This is a genomic window from Kitasatospora sp. NPDC089509, assembly GCF_044749365.1.
Classification (GTDB): Bacteria; Actinomycetota; Actinomycetes; order Streptomycetales; family Streptomycetaceae; genus Kitasatospora.
This window is the reverse complement of record NZ_JBIVHS010000007.1, coordinates 309,772-327,858: the sequence shown is the minus strand read 5'-3', so window position 1 is coordinate 327,858 and position 18,087 is coordinate 309,772. Positions and strand designations below refer to the sequence as shown.

Sequence of the window (18,087 nt, the reverse complement as noted above, 5' to 3'; positions counted from 1 at the left end):
TCTGCTGGTCTGGGCCTACCCCCTCACCGCGCACCACCGTCACCACCCCAATCACGCCACCCCCCAACCCACTTCGAGCCCCACTGCCACCCCGTAACGCACGAGGAGTGGGAAGTCGGTCCGGCCGACTTCCCACTCCTCGTCGCGTGTAGCCTGCCGTCCCATGCAGAGCCGCACCCGAATCCGCCTGATCGAGCCCGCCGACGCCGTCCCGATCGCCGCGCACCGGGCGCGCGACATCGACGCCGAGGCCTTCCGCCGGTACGAACCGGCCCAGCCCCCGGAATTCTTCACGGCGGACGGTCAGTTGGAGCGGATCCACCGCCTTCTGGACGGCCACCGGGCCGGCACCGCCTGGCCGTGCGTGGTACTCGACCAGGACGGCCAGGTGATCGGGCAGATCACCGTCACCGGCATCCTGCCCCAACCCCATGTGCGCCGGGCCTCCCTCGGCTACTGGATCGCCACCACCGCCGAGGGCCAGGGGCACGCCGGACGGGCCGTCGCCCTCGCGCTCGCGCTGATGACCGACGAACTCGGCCTGCACCGCGTCGAGGCCGGCACCCACCTGGAGAACATCGCCTCCCAACGCGTCCTGCGCCGCAACGGCTTCACCCCGTACGGCGTCGCCCACTCCTCGATCCACCTCGACGGGCGGTGGCACGACGGTCTGCTGTGGGAGCGCATCCTCGGCGACTGAAGCGTGCCTCTTCGACGGCCGGTCAGGGACGCCAGTCCTCGCGATCACGCCCGGCGGGCCTGTCCGACCACCTCGCTACGCTCGCGCCGTGAGCATCTCCCTCTACTACCGCGCGAGCCGGGCGGCGGCGATCACGCCCGCCGAGACGGCCGCTGTCGAGCGCATCGTCGCCGCGCACAGGTCGTCCTTCCCCTACGAGGACGAGGACGGGCTCCACCTGTACGACACCGCCGGTGGCGAACCGGAGGAGGTCGTGGCCGGGTCCACCAGGATTCCGCTCGACCCCGCCCGGGTGCTGCCGGTGATCGCCCAGGTGCTGAGCTCCGTCACGGAGTTGCGACGCGCTCTGCCGGGCGCGGACTGGCACGTGCACCTGGACGACCTCGACCTCCCGTGGGACGAGGGCGAGGGCTACGCCCTGCCCGCGGATCCGGGCGGCGCGCGTCCCGGGGGGTGAGGCGACACGTGGGGGAGTCCCGGGCGGCGGGCCCGTGATCGGCGGTCAGATCAGGAGCAGGGTCTTGCCCAGGGCCGTCCGGCCCTCGATCGCGGCGTGGGCGTCGGCGGCCCGCTCCAGCGGGAAGGTCTGGCCGATGACCGGCCGGACCCGGCCCGCGACCGCCTCCGCCATCACCTGTTCGGCCCACTCGTGCATCCGGGGGCGGAACCCGTAGAGCTGCTCGATCCCGATCACCTCTACTTCGTTCTTCCGTGCCTCCTCGGGCTCGATCGCCGTCAGCCCGCCGCTGGCGGCGCCGTGCACGGAGAACCGGCCGTGGCGGGCCGTCAGTTCGAACGCGGCCCGGCCGATCTCCCCGCCCACGCCGTCGAAGACGACGTCGACCCCCGCGCCGCCGGTCGCCCGGCGGACCTGCTCGGGCCAGTCCGGTGCGGAGTAGTCGACCGCCGCGTCTGCTCCCAGGCTGCGGATCAGGTCGAGCTTGCGCGCCCCGCGGGCCAGCCCGATGACCCTGGCCCCGGCCACCCGCGCCAGCTGGACCAGCAGGCTGCCGACCCCGCCGGCCGCCGCCTCCACCAGCACCCAGTCCCCGGGGGCGATCCGGGCCCCCGCGACCAGGCCGGTCGCGGTGCTGCCGTCCGTGTGCAGGGCGGCGGCCGCGCGCAGGTCCAGCCCTTCGGGCACCGGGATCAGGCCCTCCGCCTCGGCCGCCACCCGCTCGGCGAAGGCACCCGTCGCCCCGGCGTCGGCCAGCACGGGCCGACCGAGCCAGCCCGGATCCGTCCCGGCGCCGACCGCGCTCACCCGGCCGGCCACCATCCCGCCCGGCACGTACGGCAGTTCGGGCTTGGCGTGCCACCGGTCGACGCCGCGACGGATCCGGGTCTCGACGAATGTGATGCCCACGACGGACACCTCGACCAGCACCTGCCCCGGTCCGACCACCGGCTCCGGCGCCTCGCCCGGAACCAGCACCTCCGGGCCCCCGAAACGCACTGCCTGCACCGACCGCATGCTGATCACTCCCTGTTCTGGTGTCGGCGACTCCGACGTCAGGGATTCTTCGACCTCAAGTCGGCTTGAGGTCAACCCTTGATCGTCGGGCCCGGCCGGGCGTCGACGGTCGGGGCGTCAGGCGGGCAGTCGGCCGTCCAGGGGTGTCGGCGAGCCCGCAGGGAGCTTCGCTTCGTGGTGGCGCAGCAGCGCCCTAGCCGCGAGCAGCGCGACCGGGACGGCCACGGCCGGCACCGTCCACCACGGCAGGCCGGCCCAGAACGCGAGCACGGCGGGCGCGGCGCAGATGACCAGCGTCAGGAGGAAGAGCGGCCGGGCCAGGGCGGGTACGCCGGGGCGGCCGGTGAAGTGCATCGCGCCCAGGGCGGCGGTGAACACCGCGACCAGCGCGGCGAGGGTGCCCACCCCGGCGGTGAACTGCACCTCGTCGCGCGGTGCGTCGTAGGTGGCCTGGGTGACGCCGGCCTTCTCCAGGCGCATCACCTGTCCGCGCCACACCGTGCCGTCCACCCGGTCACCGGGCTTCAGACCCTCCAGCACCGGCCCGGCGTCGCCGAACCCCGTCTCGCCGCTCCAGTACGGTGCACCGTCCAGCGTCGCCCGGAACTCGGAGCTCTTGCCCGCCCTGTGGACGACGGTGCCGTTGACGGTGAACGGCACGGTCCGCACGCACTCCTCGACCGTCGCGCCCGGGCTGTCGGCCGGGCAGGTCGCCGCGGTCGTGTACGCGCGGTACCGCTCGGTGTCGTTCGGCAGCATCACGGCGAGCAGGTACCAGGCGACCGCCGCCGGGGCGAGCGCCGTCACGGCGAGCAGTGCGCCGCCCACGCGGGTCGATGCTGAGGGACGGTGGGTCATGACGGTTCTCCCCGTGGTCCGGTGGGTGGCCGGGCCGCCCTGGTCGCCGTCGCCGGGGCGTGCCGCCCCGCCCCTTCCGGGGCCGGACGGCACCGGACGGCCGGAACGCCGGACGGTGTCGCAGTTCTCGGAATCGGTTCGGAGTCCGCCGAAGCCCTCCGGCGAGCGGGCCGGAGTCGGCGGCCGCAGGGGCGGACCTCGCGTCGAGCGCCATGCACACCACCCCCGGACCGGCCTTCGGGCACAACTGTCCCTTGCTCGCCGACCAGGCTTCCCGGCACTCCTTCGTGCACGCTACCGGACTCCGACCTTGCTTCGCACGGGGGTTCGGCCGGGCGTTCGAGCCGGTTCGTACGACCGAACACCGCTGGTGACCGGCCGTGCGCGGGGTGCTGATCTTCGCCCGTACGGCGTCCCGCACCCCGCGCGTCACGGACCCCGAGACCCCGTCATACCTGGGTGCCACGCGCCGACTTGGCTCCCCGGTATGACGGCTCGGGCCGCACCCCGCCCGTAGCGTCGGTGGCCGTGGCGCGGGACCGCGCCGGAACGAGGAGGAACAGCGATGGGCAGGCGCGGACGGGGCGTGGCGGCGGTGCTGCTGGCGGCGACGGTGACCCTGGGCGTGGTGGTCGGCGCGCCGGGCGCGATGGCGGATGCGACAACGGGTCGGGGCGGTGGGTCATCGGCCCATGCCGCGCTGCCGCGACCGACCGGGCCGTACCCGGTCGGCACGACGGCCCTGCAGCTCACCGACGACGGCCGGGACGACCCCTGGCAGCCCGGGCAGCACCGCAAGCTGATGATCAGCTTCTGGTACCCGACCGCCCGGCCCGCCACCGGCGCCGACCGGGCGCCGTACATGGTGCCCGCCGCCGCCGAGCACTTCGGCAGCGCGGGCAGCGTCGCGCAGACCCAGCACCTCTTCGAGCCCGGCCGCACCGACTGGGCGGGCATCCGCACCCACGCCCGCGCCGATGCGCCCGCGTTGCCCGGCCTGCCCGGCTCGTCCGGTTCGCCCGACGGCAAGCGGCCCGTCCTGCTGTACGAGGCCGGCCTCGGCGACCCGCGCACCTGGAACACCGAACTGGTCGAGGACCTCGCCTCGCGCGGCTACGTCGTCGTCACCGTCGACGCCACCTACGAGGCCTCCGAGGTCGCCTTCCCCGACGGCGAGTTGGCCACCTCGGTGATCCCCTCGCTGATGGTCCCCGGCACCGACATCGGCGCCCTCCTGCGCAAGATGCTGCAGGCCCGGGTCGACGACACCCGGTTCGTGCTGGACCAGTTGGCCGGGCTGCGGGACGACCGGCGGCTGCCGGCCGGCCTCGGCGCCTCCCTCGACCTCGACCGGATCGGCATGGTCGGCCACTCCGGCGGCGGTTCCGCCGCCCTCCAGACCATGCACGACGACCCGCGCCTCAAGGCCGCCGTCAACCTCGACGGCCAACTGCACTTCCCGGGCCCGGACGGGCAGACGGGGGTGAATCTGACCAGCGTCGCCGCGGACGGCCTCGACCGGCCGTTCCTGCTCATGGGCACCCAGGAATCCGACTCCGGCAGCTACCACAACCAGCCCGGCTGGGACGCCCTCTGGCAGCACAGCACCGGCTGGCACGCCGACTTCACCCTGAAGGGCTCCCGGCACGGCTCCTACACCGACTCCGAATCGCTGCTGCCCCAACTCGCCCGCCAGGGCGCGATCAGCGGCACCCAGCTGACCCAGGACATCGGCGACGTCCGCCCCGACCGCGCGGTGCTCGCCACCCGCTCGTACGTGGCCTCGTTCTTCGACCGCTGGCTGCGCGGCCACGACGACCACCTGCTGGACGGCCCGTCCGGGCGCTTCCCGGAGATGGTGCACGAGGGGTAGCGGGCGGCACCCCGGCTCACCTGGGAAGGCCGCGTGGCGGGTGGATGGGCGGCCCTCGGGGCACCCTGTGCGGGCCGTATTGGCCTGAACACGTCTACGGTGTCATCGGGCCCGGCTCCTACGCTTCCCTCCGAGCCCCGGCCGCTCGGCCGGGAACAACCACGGGGGGAGCGCTCATGCGCCTTCGCCATGCCCTCGCCGCGACAACTGCGGCCGCCGCACTTGCCTTGACCACCGCCGGAGTCGCCACGGCCGCACCGGAGTCGACGCAGTCCTGCGGCTGGTTCGACATCGGCAGCCCGGGCAACATCACGATCGGCGGCAACTACGCCGGGCAGGTCGAGCAGCAGTACGACGGCTGCGGCAACTCGCGCGGCCACTTCCAGTGGGCCGGACCGTTCCAGGCGAACTACGCGACGGTGACGGTCTTCATGTGGGCGTCCAACGGTACGCAGGCCGGCTTCTACACCGGCGACACCAACTCCAAGGACGTGTACTCGTACAACGTCGGCATCCACTCCACCAGCCCGGACGCGTGGGAGGCCTCGGCGACGGTCTCGGGATGCAACGCGACCGGCACGATGCACAACTACGCCGACGGCGGCACGTGGTGGGACCCGAACAACGCCTACTGCTGACCTGCGCCTGACCGAGGTGTGCCCGGGCACCGGCCGATGCCCGGGCACACCTCGCACCCGTACGGCGTCGCCCGTTCCGCGCCTAGGGTGATTCCTTCCGCTCGGGCCGGTCATGCGCCCCGGCCTGCTGGTAGAGCGTCACCAGCAGGCCGTGCACCGGCTCGCCGTCCGGCTCCTCCTCCGCCTCGTCGACCAGGGCGGCCAGTGCCTTGGCGAGCCGCGCCGCCTTGGCCGGGCTGAGCCGGATGTGGCGCAGGGTGAGCAGGTGGCCGACCGGGGAGCGCTCCAACTCCTGGGCCACGGCGCCGAACAGCGCCGCCGTGCCCTCGGGCTGCGGGTCGGCGACGACGAGCCGCTCGGCGGACCGCCGGTAGTACTTCTCGGTGCCGCCGCGCACCCGCCGGGTTCCCGCCTCCTGGATCAGCCCCGCCTCGCACAGCACCCTGAGGTGGTGGGAGACGCCGCCCTTGTTCACCCCCAGCTGCGCGGCGAGCCGGCTGATCGTCGACGGCCGGCTGCTCAGGGCGAAGAGCAGGCGCTGGCGCGTCGGGTGGGCGAGGGCGGTGTGCTGGGAGGGGGTGCTGATCCGCTGGACGTCGTCGACCGGTTGTTGGCTCATCGGATCAAGCGTTAAGTGTGATTGACGCTTTGACAAGCCGCTGGTCTACTCGCTGCCCATGACCTCCACCACACCCTCAGCCGCCCTGCTCGACACCGTCGCCGTCGTCGAGTCGATCGCCGACCTGGTCGCCGGGAACTACGTCTTCCCCGACGTCGCCCGCCAACTCGCCGACCTGCTGCGGCGCCGGAACACCGAGGGCGGCTACCGGGCCGACTCCGCCGAGGAGTTGGCCGAGGCCGTCACCGCGGACCTGCGGTCCGTCAACGGTGACCTGCACCTGGCCCTCAAGCACCACGCCGTACCGGTGCCGGCCGAGCGGGGCGCGGCGGTGCTCGCCGCGATGCGGCGGGACTTCGACACCTCGCTGGGCGGGGTCCCCCGGGTGGAACTCCTCGACGGCGGCGTCGCCGTCCTGGAGATCGGGCCCAAGATGTTCCCGCTGGACTGGGCCGCCCAGCCGCTGGCCGCGGCGCTCTCCCTGGTCGCCCCCGCCCGCGCCCTCATCCTGGACCTGCGCCGCAACACCGGCGGCGACCCGAACACCGTCGCCTTCGTCTGCGGCTACCTGCTCGACGGCCGCACCCACCTCAACACCCTGCTCTCCCGACAGGGGGAGCTCGCCGAGCAGTCCTGGACGCCCCCGTACGTCCCGGGTGCCCGCTTCGGCGCCGACAAGCCGGTGTACGTGCTGACCAGCGGGGACACCTTCTCCGCGGGCGAGGAACTCGCCTACGACCTCCAGCAGCTCGGCCGCGCCGAGACCGTCGGTGAGGCCACCCGGGGCGGCGCCCACCCGCGCGACGGCTGGACGGTCCACCCGCACCTGGAGCTCAGCGTGCCCGTCGCCCGCGCGGTCAACCCGGTCTCCGGCACCAACTGGGAGGGCACCGGCGTCCGTCCCGACGTGCCGTGCGACGCGGGGGAGGCACTCGACCGCGCGCTGTCGCTGGCCGTGGCGCGCCTGGCGTGAGGCCTGCCGGGCCTGGTCAGGGCTCGTAGGGGCCGCCCCGGAAGTACAGGCTCCGGTGCGCGCGGGGGTGGTCGCCGCGCTCGTACGCGGCATCGGAGCGGTCGCCGGGGGCCGTCCGGCCGGCCAGCTCCCGCAGCGTCGCCAGGCCCGCCAGCACCTCCGCGCGCTGGTCCGACCGCTTCATCCAGGCCGGCAGCCGGGCGAACATCGCCCCCGTCGGCCGTGCCCCGCCGCGCTCCCGCAGCCGCGCACCGACGTGCGCGGACAACGCGTCGACGTGCTCCTCGCCGTAGGCCCACAGGACCCGACCGGCGCACCGGGTCTGCAACCACAGCGGCCGCCGGAAGAACGGGTCCGCACTCCCGCCCGGCACCGCGCCCACCAGCCCGGCCCCCGACACCTCGGGCTGCCGGTCGGCGACGGCGCCGCACCCGCCGCAGGCCAGCCGGCGCGGCTGGAACAGCAGCTCGCCGTAGTACCGGGGCACGGCGACGCCCGGCCGGGGGACCACCAGGGCGCGGCCGCCGCAGCGCGGGCAGACCACGAGGATCCGGCCCGTGAACCGGGCCAACGAGACCCCCGGATCGTGGTGCCGGGAGGGGGTGGTGCGCGGCTCGGGATCCATGCCGGACAGCCTCCCAGGTGTCCTTGCCTGACCGGCACCGGATTCTGCCGTCGTCGCCGGTCCCGTCCTCCGGCAGCCGCCGCCACCTGCGGGATCGGTGCTGCGACGGGTGGCGGCGGCGGCCCGCCGGGGACGGTGGGGACGGCCGGCCCGGGGAATGTGCGGGGTAGTGTCATCGACCGGCGGCGAGGTCCTGACGGTTGCCGGGCAACTCGCCCGACGACGCAGGCCAGTTGGGCCGGTGCGGCCGCCGCGGTGCTCTCCCGCGTGGTGGGGAGGTGCCGCCGGGACCGGCCGATCCGATGCTCCCCGGAGTCCCGCCCCCGTGGGCTCCGGGGCCTTTCCGAGGAGTCCGCATGTCCCGCCTCCGATCGCTCCGGCCGCTGCTCGGCCTGGGCGCCGCGCTGGCCCTGATCGCCCCCGCGGGCCCCGCCGGCTCCGCGGTGGCCCAACCCGCGCACCACCGGGCCGAGTTCAAGGTGCTCGTCTTCTCCAAGACCGGCGCCTACCGGCACACCTCGATCCCCACCGCCGTCCAGGCGATCAAGGACCTCGGCGCCGCCCACGGATTCGCGGTCGACGCCACCGAGGACGACAGCGTCTTCACGCCGGCCAACCTCGCCCACTACCGGGCCGTCGTCTTCGCCCTGACCAGTGGCAACGTCCTCACCGACCCCGAGAAGGCCGCCTTCGAGGGCTACATCCACGCCGGCGGCGGCTACGCGGGCATCCACTCCGCCTCCGACACCGAGTTCGACTGGCCGTTCTACGGCCAGGTCGTCGGCGCCTACTTCAAGAGCCACCCGCACGGACAGTTCCAGGCCCGGGTGATCGTCGAGGACCACGACAACCCCAGCACCGCCCACCTGCCCGCCGTCTGGACCCGCACGGACGAGTGGTACAACTTCCGCACCAACCCCAGGAACACCGTGCACGTCCTCGCCTCCGTCGACGAGACCAGCTACGACGCGGGCCCCGACCGGATGGGCGACCACCCCGTCACCTGGTGCCAGGACGTCCAGGGCGGCCGGTCCTGGTACACCGCGATGGGACACGGTGACGAGTCGTACGCCGACCCGGCCTTCCGGGGGATGCTCCTCGGCGGGATCCGGGTGGCGGCGGGGGCCGCCGAGGCGGACTGCAGTCCGTCGGACGAGCCGGGGGACGGGTCGGGGGACGACAGCCAGTGAGCGGCGGTGGCGACGGGCGCCACGGCGAGTGCCGTCAGAGGGCGGTGCGATAGGCCTCCAGGCGTTCGGCGAGCTCCTTGGGGTGGCCGAGCATCGGGAGGTGGTCGCCGGGCATCTCGTCCGACCGGATGCCGAGTCGCTCGGCCGTCACCCGGCGCATGAACTCGGCCGGGAAGAAGCGGTCACCGGTCGCCAGCAGGGCCCTGGTCGGCACCTCCGGCCAGGCGTCCAGCGGCCAAGGGGCCCCGAACGGCGTTGCGGCCTGGGTGCGTTGGTGCCCGGCCAGCAGCTCGGCGGCGAGGGCCGGCGGGGTGTCGTGGAGGAAGAGGGAGAGCGGGTCCTCCTCGGCGCCCTCGGGCACGCCCCGGCGCCGGTCGGCCTCCTGCCGGGCCGGCCCGTACCCCGTGGCGTCCCACCACCGGCCGGGGGCCTCGCCCGGTGCCGGGATCTGCGCCTGCAGCATGACCAGCAGGTCCACCGGCAGGCGGTCGCACACCAGGGGGCCGGTGAAGCCGCCGAAGGAGTGCGCCACGACCACGAGTTCACGCCGGTCGCCGACCGCACCGACCACCGCGTCCGCGTACTCGGCGAGCCCGGCCGACTCGTCCTCGCACGGCAGGTCCGGCGCCACCACCTCGTGGCCCCGCCCCCGGAGCTCGGCGGCCAGCGGCCCCCAGCACCACGCATCCGCCGCCGCGCCGTGGACCAGCACGTACGTCGCCACCGTGCACCACCTCCGTCACCCGGAACCCACCGCCCACCGACGGCACTTCACCCACCGCAAGCTACCGCCCCGCACCGACAACCGGTGCCTCACCACGAGGGGGCGAGGTTGGCGAGGGTGTACGCCTCCGCGATGCCGAACACGCTTGCGCAGCGCGGGCACTCCGCCCGCCCGAACAGGTGACGGATGCCCTCGGCGAGTCGGGGCTGTCCGTCGCGCACGGCCGTGGCGTGCAGCCACCGGCCGAGGTCGGACAGGTCCTCCGCCGGCGCCGTTCGCAGCGCGCGCCGGTCGATGTCGCCGCGGTCCCAGTCCCGGATCGCCGAGTAGTGGCCGTGCTCGCCGATGGCGACGATCACCTCCGCGTCGCAGCGGGGGCACGGCACGGGGTAGAAGTCGTCGGTGAAGCCCTCCATGGCGGCGGCCCAGTGGTACTGGCCCGCGAGCGCGAGCAGGTCGCCGAAGGCCCGCTGGTAGTCGGACGGCCGGGACCGGAGCCGCCGGTCCGCGAGTTCCCGCAGGGCGGCGATCGCCTCCGTGCAGGTCGCGAGCAGGGCATCGCCGCCGTGGTGCTGCACGGCGCCGCGCATGATCGCGCAGGCCAGGTCGAGGGCCCGGTCTCGGTGCGGGGCCAGCGCCGCGAGGCGGGGAAGGGCCGCGAAGCTGGCCGGGGAGACGGTCTCCCCATGGAGGCAGAGACGGTCTCCCAGCTCGTCCCAGGCGGCTGGGTCGTCCGACCGTTCGACCAGCTCCAGCAGCGCCGGCACCCGCGCCGTCTCCCCGTGGGCGTCCATCACCTGCGTCCAGTTCGTCACCCAGGCATTCAACCGGCTACCGAATCCCGGGCGCGGCGGGGCGCGGCTCTGTGGGGCCGGTGGCGGTGGGGGTGGAAATCGGGGAGGCTCGGGCGCATGGTTTCGGTGGTGCAGAACGTGGCGATCGACTGTGCGGATGCCTATGGGCTGGCGCAGTTCTGGAGCAGGGTGACCGGCAGGCCGTTGGGGCCGGAGGACGGGCCGGGGGACCGGGAGGTGGCGGTGCGGCTCGCGGAGGGGCCGGTGCTGTACTTCAGCGAGGTGCCCGAGCCCAAGACGATCAAGAACCGGATCCATCTGTGCCTGCGCCCGGAGGACACCCGGGAGCGGGAGGTGGAACGCCTGTTGGCCCTCGGCGCCACCATGGTCGCCGACCGCCGCAACCCCGACGGCTCCGGCTGGGCCGTCCTCGCCGACCCCGAGGGCAATGAGTTCTGTGTGCTGCGCAGCGAGTCCGACCGGGCCGCGACGGGTTCCTGACGCCCGCGGGCGTCTCCTCGCGGCCCGGTACGGACCCGGGCCCCGGCGGTCGGCGGTCGGCGGCCGCCGGGGTCAGCCCACCCCGACCACGTTGGTCTGGGACAGCGGGAAGCAGGCCGGGGTCTCCTTGGTCAGGGAGATGTCCAGGGCGCTGACCGTCCCGGGGTGGAGCGCGCCCTCGGGCGCGGTGTCGAGCAGCAGCAGGCGCTCGCCGGGCGGGACGGCGGCGGGGTGGAGGATCGCGATGCGACCGTTGCGGGGGTCGAGCGACATCACCGCGTCCAGCCGGCTGCTGTCGGTGGTCACCGGGGTGTGGCAGGACGCCGAGGGCTTCATGACCAGGGCGGGCACCCCCACCGAGCGCAGGGCCTCCTGGAGCCCGGACCATTCGGCGCCGGTCAGTTGGACGGAGACGGTGCCGTCCTGGTTCGGGGTCACCGTGTAGGAGGCGGTGCTGAGCCGCACCGGGGTCGGGGCGTCGCCCGCCGCGGACCGGGTCGCGGTCGGCCCGGCCTGGGGGGCCTGGGCGGACGGCGAGGTGTCGGCCTGCGGCACCAGGACGGCCGCCGTGACGGCCGCGGTGACGGTGGCGGCCAGGCCGAGGCCGGTCGTCAGCAGCCTGCGGGTGGGGCGCGGCCGGAACGGGACCGGGGTGCCCGGGGTGGGGCGTTCGGCCGTGGCCAGGTCGGCGGCGCGGGCGGTGAGTTCGGCGCCGAGCCGCTGCTGGAAGTTCAGGGGCGTGCTCACGGGGCGACCTCCAGGAGGGTGTTCACGGACTCGTAGTCGGTGCCGGTCTGCGGGGCGGCCTTGCGCAGCTCGTTGCGGGCGCGGTGCAGCCGCACCCGGGCGGTGGCCGCGTTGATGCCCAGCGCCTTGGCCGCGTCGCGGACGGTCAGCCCGTCGACGGCCACCAGGTCGAGCACCGCGCGCAGCGGTTCGGACAGGGCGGCGTGCCGGGCGGCCAGGGCGCGGGCGTCGCGGGCCGCGTCGATGCGTTCCTCGATCGCGGCGACGTCCTGGTCGTCCAGCATCCGTCGGCCGCCGATCCTGGCCGCCGCGTGGAGTTCGCGGGCGTTGCCGCGGAAGTGCGAGGCCACGACGTTGCGGGCGATGCCGTACAGCCAGGCGGCGGGCGTGCCGCGGCGGGCGTCGTAGCCGTCGGCCTGCTCCAGCGCGGTCAGGAAGACGTCGGCCGTCAGATCGGCGGCCAGGTGCGGGCTGTCGGTGCGCCGGGTGACGAAGCCCAGCACGGTGTCGAACTGCTGCCGGTAGAAGACGGCGAACGCCGCCGGGTCGCGCGAGGGTGGGGCCGTTTGTTGCTCCGCTGACACGGGTGACTCCTTGGAACGACGATCACTGCCTTACGTCTCTACTTGGCTCCGGCCGTCCATGGCGTTACATCCGTCTCCGTCCTGGTCCCCTGTCGTAGCCCCGCCAGTTCCTCCGCCGAGAGCAGCAGCCCGCCCGCCGCCGCCGAGTCGCGGATGGAGGCGGGGCGGCGGGCGCCCGGGATCGGCAGGACGGCCGGGGACTGGGCCAGGTGCCAGGCCAGGCAGACCTGGTGCGGGCTGACGCCACGGGCGCGGGCGAGCGCGTGGAACGGGGTGTCGGTCGGGGGCGCGTCCGTGCCCGGGTCGTCGACGGCGCTGCGGGAGATGCCGCCGAGCGGGCTCCAGGGCAGGAAGGCCAGGCCGAGTTCGGTGCACAGGTCGAGGGTGTCCCGGGTCTCCTGGTGCGCGGGGGAGAAGCGGTTCTGCACGGAGACCAGGTGCGGGCCGAGGATCTCCCGTGCCGTGCGGATCTGCGCGCAGTCCACATTGGAGACTCCGGCCATCCGGATGGTCCCGGCGTCCACCAACTCCCGTAGTGCGCCCACCGATTCGGCGAAGGGGACGGTCGGGTCCGGCTTGTGCAGCTGGTAGAGGCCGATGGCCTCCAAGCCGAGCCGGACCGCTGAGGCCTGGGCGGCCCGGCGCAGGTGGCGCGGGTCGCCGTCGACCGTCCAGCTGCCGTCGCCGGGGCGGCCCCGGCCGCCCTTGGTGGCCACCAGGACCGGGGTGCCGTGACCGTGGGCGGCCAGTGCGCGGGCCACCAGCCGTTCGTTGTGGCCGAGTTCGTCCGCGTGCCAGTGGTAGGAGTCGGCGGTGTCGATCAGCGTGACACCCGCGTCGAGGGCGGCGTGGATCGTCGCGAGTGCCTGGTCCTCGTCCGGGCGGCCCTCGACGGACAGCGGCATCGCGCCTAGGCCGACGGCGCCGACGTGGACGCCGTCGATGTCGCGGGTGGCGCTGGTGGCGGGAGTCGTCCTGGTCGCGGTCATGCGCGGGCCTCCTTGACGGCCAGGGGCAGCCAGTCGGTGACGGGGGAGAAGGGGAAGCCGAGCCGGGCCGCCCGGCCGGTGTCCATCGCGTAGCAGCGGTCGAAGGAGAAGGGGGAGGGGGATGCTGCCGCGCCCGTGTCGAACACCGGCTCGGCGCCGACCTCATGGCCCACCACCGCGCACAACTCCCGTACGTCCAACGGCCCTTCGGATGCCGCGTTGACCGGTCCGGTGAAGTCCGCGGCCGCCGCCCAGGCCAGGAAGCGGGCCATCTCCGGCGCGTGGACGAAGGACGCGCGCTGTGGTGCCGGGTGGACGGCCACCGGCAGGCCGTGCTCGATCCGCTCCACGTAGTGCGCCAGCCGTCCGGTGAAGTCCGCGCCGCCGAGCACGTGCGCGGTTCGGACGGTGACCAGGTCGAAGGGTGCCTGCCGGGTGAGCAGCGCCTCCGCCTGGCGCTTGCCCTCGGCGTAGTGGGCGCTGGCGAACTCCTGCTCCTGCCACGGAAGTTGCAGGTCGACGGACTCCGTCGACAGGTCGAGTGCCTGCTCCGCGAGCGGTGGGCCGCCGGGTCGGCCGAGGTGGGCGTAGACCTCCACGGTGGAGGTGAGCAGATAGCGCGGGGTGCGCCCGGCGAACACCCGGGCGGCGACGGCGGCCTGGGCGGGGGTGTAGCAGACCTGGTCGACGACCGCGTCGAAGCGCCGTCCGCCCAGCGCGGTGCGCAGCGCCTCCTCGTCGGCGCGGTCGGCGCGCAGCCGGGTGACGCCGGTCGGGGCGGGGGTGGAGCCGCGGTTGATGACGGTCACCGCCGCGCCCGCGTCCCGGAGTTCCTCGACCAGCCGCCTCCCGAAGTAGCGGCTCCCGCCGATCACGCACACGTCCATGCTTCCGATTCCTTCCCTCGTCTCCGGCTTCCGCTGACCAGCCTGCCGTGGAACGTTCATCAGCAGTAGTGTGGAAGCAGTGGATCCGTCGTTAGGAGAACTGTTGATCGACGTCCAGCGGCTCGCGGTGCTCCGGGAGGTCGCCCGCCGCGGCAGCTTCAACCAGGCGGCCCAGGCGCTGCACTGCACCCCCTCGGCCGTCTCCCAGCAGATCGCCGCACTCGAACGCGGCCTCGGCACGCCCGTCGTGGCGCGCTCCACCCGTGGTGTCACCCTCACCGGCTCGGGCCGCCTCCTGGTCGAGGCCGCCGACGCGATCGCCGCCGAACTCACCGACACCCAGCAGCGGATCGCCCGGCTCACCGCCGAACGCACCGCGCTGACCGTCGCCGCCTTCGCCAGCGGCGGGCGGCGTCTGCTGCCCGAGCCGCTGGCCCGCTTCGCCGCCGACCACCCCGAGGTCGAACTGACCATCCTGGAAGCCGAACCCGAGGAGAGCCTGCCCGCCGTCCGCGAGGGCCGCGCCGACCTCGCCCTCGCCTACCACCTCGACGGCCCGCCGCCGGCCCGGCCCGGTGACCGCTCCGGGCTGGACTGGACCCCGCTCGGCGCGGACCCGCTCCGCATCGTGCTGCCCGTCCACCACCCGGCCGCGGCCCGCTACCGGGACCGGCCTGAGGCCCCGCACCTCGCCGAACTCGCCGACCAGCGCTGGATCCTGGGCTGCCGCAAGTCGGCCGGCCAACTCGCCCGGTACGCCGACCTGACCGGCGTCGAGCTGCGGATCTGCTGCACCGCGACGGACTACGAGTTCGCCCAGTCCCTGGTCCGGGCCGGCATCGGCATCGCGCTGATCCCCGAGATCGGCCTCGCCCCGCACCCGGACCTGGTCGCCCTCCCGCTCGCCGAACCCGGCCCGCGCCGCCACTTGGGGCTCGCCCTCGCCCGCCGCCGGCGCGGGCCCGTCGCCCGGCTGGCCGAGGAACTGGCCGCGCGCCTGGCCTCCCGGCCTGCCTCGGGGGTGCGGCCGTGAATTCGAACCGCTGCCGGAGGTGCGCGGACTGACCGACACCTGGTGGCGGGGCCCGACCCGCTGGTGGAGGTCCACGTGGGTGAGGCCGAAGCGCACCCCGCCGACCGCTTCTTCGCCCGCGGCCGCATCGCGCTGGTCTACTCCGGCCTCGACGACTGGGGACTGCGCGGAGGAGGCCCCGACTCCGGCGACCGAGGCCCCTCGGCTGGTCCCGGGGCGGGGTCGGTTAGGGCCGGTTGAGGCCCAACAGGCGGACCAGCTGGCCGAGTTCGGACTGGAACAGTTTGTCCGGCGCGAAGGTCTGGGCGCGCAGGTGTCCGTAGATCTCCAGGGTGACCAGGCCGTGCAGGTGTCCCCAGATCCGTAGGGCCAGGGCGACTCCGGCCGGGGGGAGGTCGGGGAACGCCGGGCGGACCTTGTCGAGCAGGCCGGGGTCGAAGTCGTCCCAGTCGAAGTCGCCTCCCTCTTCCTCGGCGGCCGGTTCGCCGTCGCTCCAGGCCGCGTCCGCGAGGGCTGCGATGCCGATGCAGACCCGCCGGGCGGCGTCCGGGGCGGCGCCGCCCTCGGGGGCCTGGTACCCGGGGACGGGGTCCCCGTAGATCAGCCGGAAGCCCTCGGGATTGACCAGTGCCCAGCCGCGGAAGGTGTGCGCCCAGGCCGTGATCCGTTCGGCCGGGGACCGGTCGGTGGAGCCGGCCCAGGAGGTGTCGAGGGCGTCGGCGAGCGCGGTGTAGACGTCCGCGATGAGGGCGGTGACCAGGTCGTCGCGGGTGGCGAAGTAGCCGTAGATCGCGTTGGCGGTCATGCCCATCTCGCGGGCGATGGCGCGCAGGGTGATCGCGTCGGGGCCGCCGGAGCGCATCAGGGCCAGCGCGGTGCGCTTGATCTCGGCGGTCGTCTCGGCCCGCAGCCGCTCGCGTCGTCCGGTGCTTCGGGTTGCTGCCACGGGCTCACCCTATCGCGCAGCTGTACGCCGTCACCTTGCTGATTGCCGTTCATAAACTTCACACCGTATAGTTTTCGCACGGCGTGAGGAGATCTCGTCCCGCGCCGTCCATTCGGCATGGCCACGCATGAATCAAGGGGAGAACCATGCACATCGGCGTCATCGGAGCCACCGGCACCGTCGGGAGCCGGGTCGTCACCGAGGCCCTCCAGCGCGGCCACCGCGTCTCGGCGTTCAGCCGCGACGCCTCCGCGATCACCGATCACCGCGAGAACCTGACCTGGGCGAGCCTCGACGTCTTCGACGCCGCCGGCGTCGCCGCCGTCCTGCCCGGCATGGACGTCCTGATCAGCGGCTACCAGCCCGGCAACGCCGCGCAGGACTTCGAGGACACCGTCCGCCGTTCGATCGCCGACCCGGCCGTCTACGCGACCGCCGCCCGGACCCTGCTCAAGGCCTTGGAGAGCCACCCGCGCACCCGGGTGATCGTCATGGGCGGCGCCGGCAGCCTGGAGCTCGAACCGGGCGTCGTCCGCGCCGACCACGACCACCTCCTCCACGCCGCGCTCGACGAACTCGGCCTCCCGCGCGAGTACGCGGCCGCCGTGCGCGGCCACCGCGCCGCGCTGGACGTCCTGCGGGCCTCGAACCGGCTCTGGACGTACTTCAGCCCCGCCGAGTGGATCGGCCCAGGTGAGCGCACCGGACGCTTCCGTGTCGGGGGAGACCAGCCCGTGCTGGACGCCGAGGGGAGGAGCCGGATCTCGGCCGAGGACGCCGCGGTCGCACTGGTGGACGAGGCGGAGCTGCCGCGCTTCGTCCAGCGCCGGTTCACCGTCGGCTACTGAGGCGGGAGCGTACGGAGCAGGAAGTCGGCCGGGCCGACTTCCTGCTCCGCCGGTTCAGTGCCACGGCGATGCGACGACACGGCGATGCGACCCGCCCGGTCCGGAATCCGCTGGCCCGGCGCCCGGCCGGGCGCCAGACTTCCCGTCATGCAGACGATCGACGAGCGCATCGCGTCCATGGCCCGCCAACTCGCCGAAGTGCCGGGCGTGGTGGGGGTGATGCTCGGGGGGAGCCGGGCGCGTGGCGAGCACCGGCCCGGGTCGGACTGGGATCTCGGCGTCTACTACCGGGGCGCACCCGACCTGGCCGCACTGCGGGCGCTGGCCGGGCCGGAGGTGGAGGTGGCCGGGCCCGGCGGCTGGGGGCCGTGGGTGAACGGCGGTGCGTGGCTGCGGGTCGACGGGGTCGCCGTGGACTGGATCCTGCGGGACCTCGACCGGGTCGAGCGGGTGTGGGCGGACTGTCGGGCCGGCCGTTACGAGGTCGGGGTGCAGGCCGGGCACCCGCTGGGCTTCTGGTCGCCCTGCTACCCCGGCGAGGTCGCCCTCGGGCTCGTACTCGCCGACCCGGCAGGGGAGTTGACCGCGCTCAAAGCGCGGACCGCCCGGTACCCCGAGCCGCTGCGCGAGGCCCTGACGGCCGGGGCGTGGGAAGCGGGATTCCTGGTCGACGTCGCGGCCAAGGGGGCCGCCCGGGGTGACGTCCTGTACGTCTCGCTCTGCCTGTCCCGGGCGGTGGGCGTCCTGGTGCAGGCGCTGTACGCGCACGACCGGCGCTGGTGCCTCAACGAGAAGGGCGCGCTCGCCGTGGCCGGGCAACTCCCGGGCGTGCCCGCGGACTTCGGCTCACGGGCGCGTCGTCTGCTGGGGTCCGTGGGGGAGGGGCCGGAGGTGTTGACCGCGACGGTGGAGCGGGCGCGGGAGCTGGTCGGGGAGGTGTCGGCAGTCCTGCGCGGATGACCCGACCGAGGACACACGCGTTCCCCGCCATTCTCAAGCTATAGCGCACGGGGGGCCTTGCCGCAAGGCCCCGGTCATGCCGCAGAATCTCCAACTCCAGGGCGGGCCTTGGGTGAACGGGAGG

The 18,087-nt window shown here is 74.3% G+C and carries 21 protein-coding genes; 10 read left to right on the top strand and 11 right to left on the bottom strand.

The window, feature by feature from the left end; all coding sequences use genetic code 11:
* Positions 1-163: 163 nt before the first annotated feature.
* On the top strand, positions 164-700 hold the full coding sequence (locus tag ACIP4P_RS18165; RefSeq protein ID WP_400919559.1) for a GNAT family N-acetyltransferase: 537 nt from the start codon (positions 164-166) through the stop codon (positions 698-700).
* An 88-nt stretch (positions 701-788) separates the two neighbouring features.
* Positions 789-1,157 carry a hypothetical protein gene (locus tag ACIP4P_RS18160; protein WP_400919558.1) on the top strand — a complete coding sequence of 123 codons (369 nt, stop codon included), beginning with the start codon at positions 789-791 and terminating at the stop codon, positions 1,155-1,157.
* A gap of 45 nt (positions 1,158-1,202) precedes the next feature.
* Here the strand turns inward: ACIP4P_RS18160 and ACIP4P_RS18155 are convergent, their stop codons facing one another.
* Positions 1,203-2,174: a zinc-binding dehydrogenase gene (locus tag ACIP4P_RS18155; RefSeq protein WP_400919557.1), complete on the bottom strand. Its 972-nt coding sequence runs from the start codon at positions 2,172-2,174 to the stop codon at positions 1,203-1,205.
* Between the two features lie 117 nt (positions 2,175-2,291).
* Positions 2,292-3,002, bottom strand: coding sequence for a hypothetical protein (locus tag ACIP4P_RS18150; RefSeq protein ID WP_400919555.1), 711 nt, complete (start codon positions 3,000-3,002; stop codon positions 2,292-2,294).
* 595 nt (positions 3,003-3,597) lie between these two features.
* Between ACIP4P_RS18150 and ACIP4P_RS18145 the strand changes: the two genes are divergently transcribed.
* Together ACIP4P_RS18145 and ACIP4P_RS18140 are read left to right on the top strand one after the other, a co-directional pair.
* On the top strand, positions 3,598-4,905 hold the full coding sequence (locus ACIP4P_RS18145; RefSeq protein WP_400919553.1) for an alpha/beta hydrolase family protein: 1,308 nt from the start codon (positions 3,598-3,600) through the stop codon (positions 4,903-4,905).
* A gap of 176 nt (positions 4,906-5,081) precedes the next feature.
* Complete coding sequence (locus tag ACIP4P_RS18140) at positions 5,082-5,543, top strand: hypothetical protein (RefSeq protein ID WP_400919551.1); 462 nt, start codon at positions 5,082-5,084, stop codon at positions 5,541-5,543.
* A gap of 82 nt (positions 5,544-5,625) precedes the next feature.
* On the opposite strand, the gene ACIP4P_RS18135 is transcribed toward ACIP4P_RS18140, so the two are convergent.
* Positions 5,626-6,162 carry an ArsR/SmtB family transcription factor gene (locus ACIP4P_RS18135; RefSeq protein ID WP_400919549.1) on the bottom strand — a complete coding sequence of 179 codons (537 nt, stop codon included), beginning with the start codon at positions 6,160-6,162 and terminating at the stop codon, positions 5,626-5,628.
* Between the two features lie 58 nt (positions 6,163-6,220).
* Here ACIP4P_RS18135 and ACIP4P_RS18130 point away from each other — a divergent pair, with 58 nt between their 5' ends.
* Positions 6,221-7,135: a S41 family peptidase gene (locus ACIP4P_RS18130; RefSeq protein WP_400919547.1), complete on the top strand. Its 915-nt coding sequence runs from the start codon at positions 6,221-6,223 to the stop codon at positions 7,133-7,135.
* A gap of 16 nt (positions 7,136-7,151) precedes the next feature.
* Here the strand turns inward: ACIP4P_RS18130 and ACIP4P_RS18125 are convergent, their stop codons facing one another.
* Positions 7,152-7,760 (bottom strand): hypothetical protein, encoded by a 609-nt coding sequence (locus ACIP4P_RS18125; protein WP_400919545.1) that lies wholly within the window; start codon positions 7,758-7,760, stop codon positions 7,152-7,154.
* A gap of 356 nt (positions 7,761-8,116) precedes the next feature.
* Here ACIP4P_RS18125 and ACIP4P_RS18120 point away from each other — a divergent pair, with 356 nt between their 5' ends.
* Positions 8,117-8,950, top strand: coding sequence for a ThuA domain-containing protein (locus ACIP4P_RS18120; protein ID WP_400919543.1), 834 nt, complete (start codon positions 8,117-8,119; stop codon positions 8,948-8,950).
* A gap of 34 nt (positions 8,951-8,984) precedes the next feature.
* Here the strand turns inward: ACIP4P_RS18120 and ACIP4P_RS18115 are convergent, their stop codons facing one another.
* Together ACIP4P_RS18115 and ACIP4P_RS18110 are read right to left on the bottom strand one after the other, a co-directional pair.
* Entirely contained in the window at positions 8,985-9,674 is a 690-nt protein-coding gene (locus ACIP4P_RS18115) for an alpha/beta fold hydrolase (RefSeq protein ID WP_400919542.1), read from the bottom strand.
* Between the two features lie 89 nt (positions 9,675-9,763).
* Complete coding sequence (locus tag ACIP4P_RS18110; protein ID WP_400919540.1) at positions 9,764-10,489, bottom strand: hypothetical protein; 726 nt, start codon at positions 10,487-10,489, stop codon at positions 9,764-9,766.
* 96 nt (positions 10,490-10,585) lie between these two features.
* Here ACIP4P_RS18110 and ACIP4P_RS18105 point away from each other — a divergent pair, with 96 nt between their 5' ends.
* Positions 10,586-10,969, top strand: a complete 384-nt coding sequence (locus ACIP4P_RS18105) for a VOC family protein (protein ID WP_400919538.1) — start codon at positions 10,586-10,588, stop codon at positions 10,967-10,969.
* Positions 10,970-11,041: 72 nt separating this feature from the next.
* On the opposite strand, the gene ACIP4P_RS18100 is transcribed toward ACIP4P_RS18105, so the two are convergent.
* From ACIP4P_RS18100 to ACIP4P_RS18085, 4 genes are read right to left on the bottom strand one after another with little or no spacing between them, the layout of a single operon-like run.
* Entirely contained in the window at positions 11,042-11,716 is a 675-nt protein-coding gene (locus ACIP4P_RS18100) for a hypothetical protein (protein ID WP_400919536.1), read from the bottom strand.
* Positions 11,713-12,300, bottom strand: a complete 588-nt coding sequence (locus tag ACIP4P_RS18095; protein ID WP_400919534.1) for an RNA polymerase sigma factor — start codon at positions 12,298-12,300, stop codon at positions 11,713-11,715. The genes ACIP4P_RS18100 and ACIP4P_RS18095 overlap by 4 nt, the downstream gene beginning before the upstream one ends.
* Positions 12,301-12,338: 38 nt before the next feature.
* Positions 12,339-13,289: an aldo/keto reductase gene (locus ACIP4P_RS18090; RefSeq protein ID WP_400919532.1), complete on the bottom strand. Its 951-nt coding sequence runs from the start codon at positions 13,287-13,289 to the stop codon at positions 12,339-12,341.
* Complete coding sequence (locus ACIP4P_RS18085; RefSeq protein WP_400919530.1) at positions 13,286-14,176, bottom strand: NAD-dependent epimerase/dehydratase family protein; 891 nt, start codon at positions 14,174-14,176, stop codon at positions 13,286-13,288. Before ACIP4P_RS18085 ends, ACIP4P_RS18090 begins: the two co-directional genes overlap by 4 nt.
* Positions 14,177-14,279: 103 nt before the next feature.
* Here ACIP4P_RS18085 and ACIP4P_RS18080 point away from each other — a divergent pair, with 103 nt between their 5' ends.
* The gene (locus tag ACIP4P_RS18080; protein WP_400919528.1) at positions 14,280-15,209 is read left to right on the top strand and encodes a LysR family transcriptional regulator; all 930 of its coding nucleotides are present in this window, start codon (positions 14,280-14,282) and stop codon (positions 15,207-15,209) included.
* A 226-nt stretch (positions 15,210-15,435) separates the two neighbouring features.
* Here ACIP4P_RS18080 and ACIP4P_RS18075 read toward each other — a convergent pair whose 3' ends face one another.
* Complete coding sequence (locus ACIP4P_RS18075; RefSeq protein ID WP_400919526.1) at positions 15,436-16,155, bottom strand: TetR/AcrR family transcriptional regulator; 720 nt, start codon at positions 16,153-16,155, stop codon at positions 15,436-15,438.
* A 146-nt stretch (positions 16,156-16,301) separates the two neighbouring features.
* Here ACIP4P_RS18075 and ACIP4P_RS18070 point away from each other — a divergent pair, with 146 nt between their 5' ends.
* Entirely contained in the window at positions 16,302-17,003 is a 702-nt protein-coding gene (locus ACIP4P_RS18070) for an NAD(P)-dependent oxidoreductase (protein ID WP_400919524.1), read from the top strand.
* 147 nt (positions 17,004-17,150) lie between these two features.
* A complete protein-coding gene (locus ACIP4P_RS18065) occupies positions 17,151-17,963 on the top strand; it encodes a nucleotidyltransferase domain-containing protein (RefSeq protein ID WP_400919521.1) in 813 nt (270 codons plus the stop codon).
* The last annotated feature ends 124 nt before the right edge of the window (positions 17,964-18,087 follow it).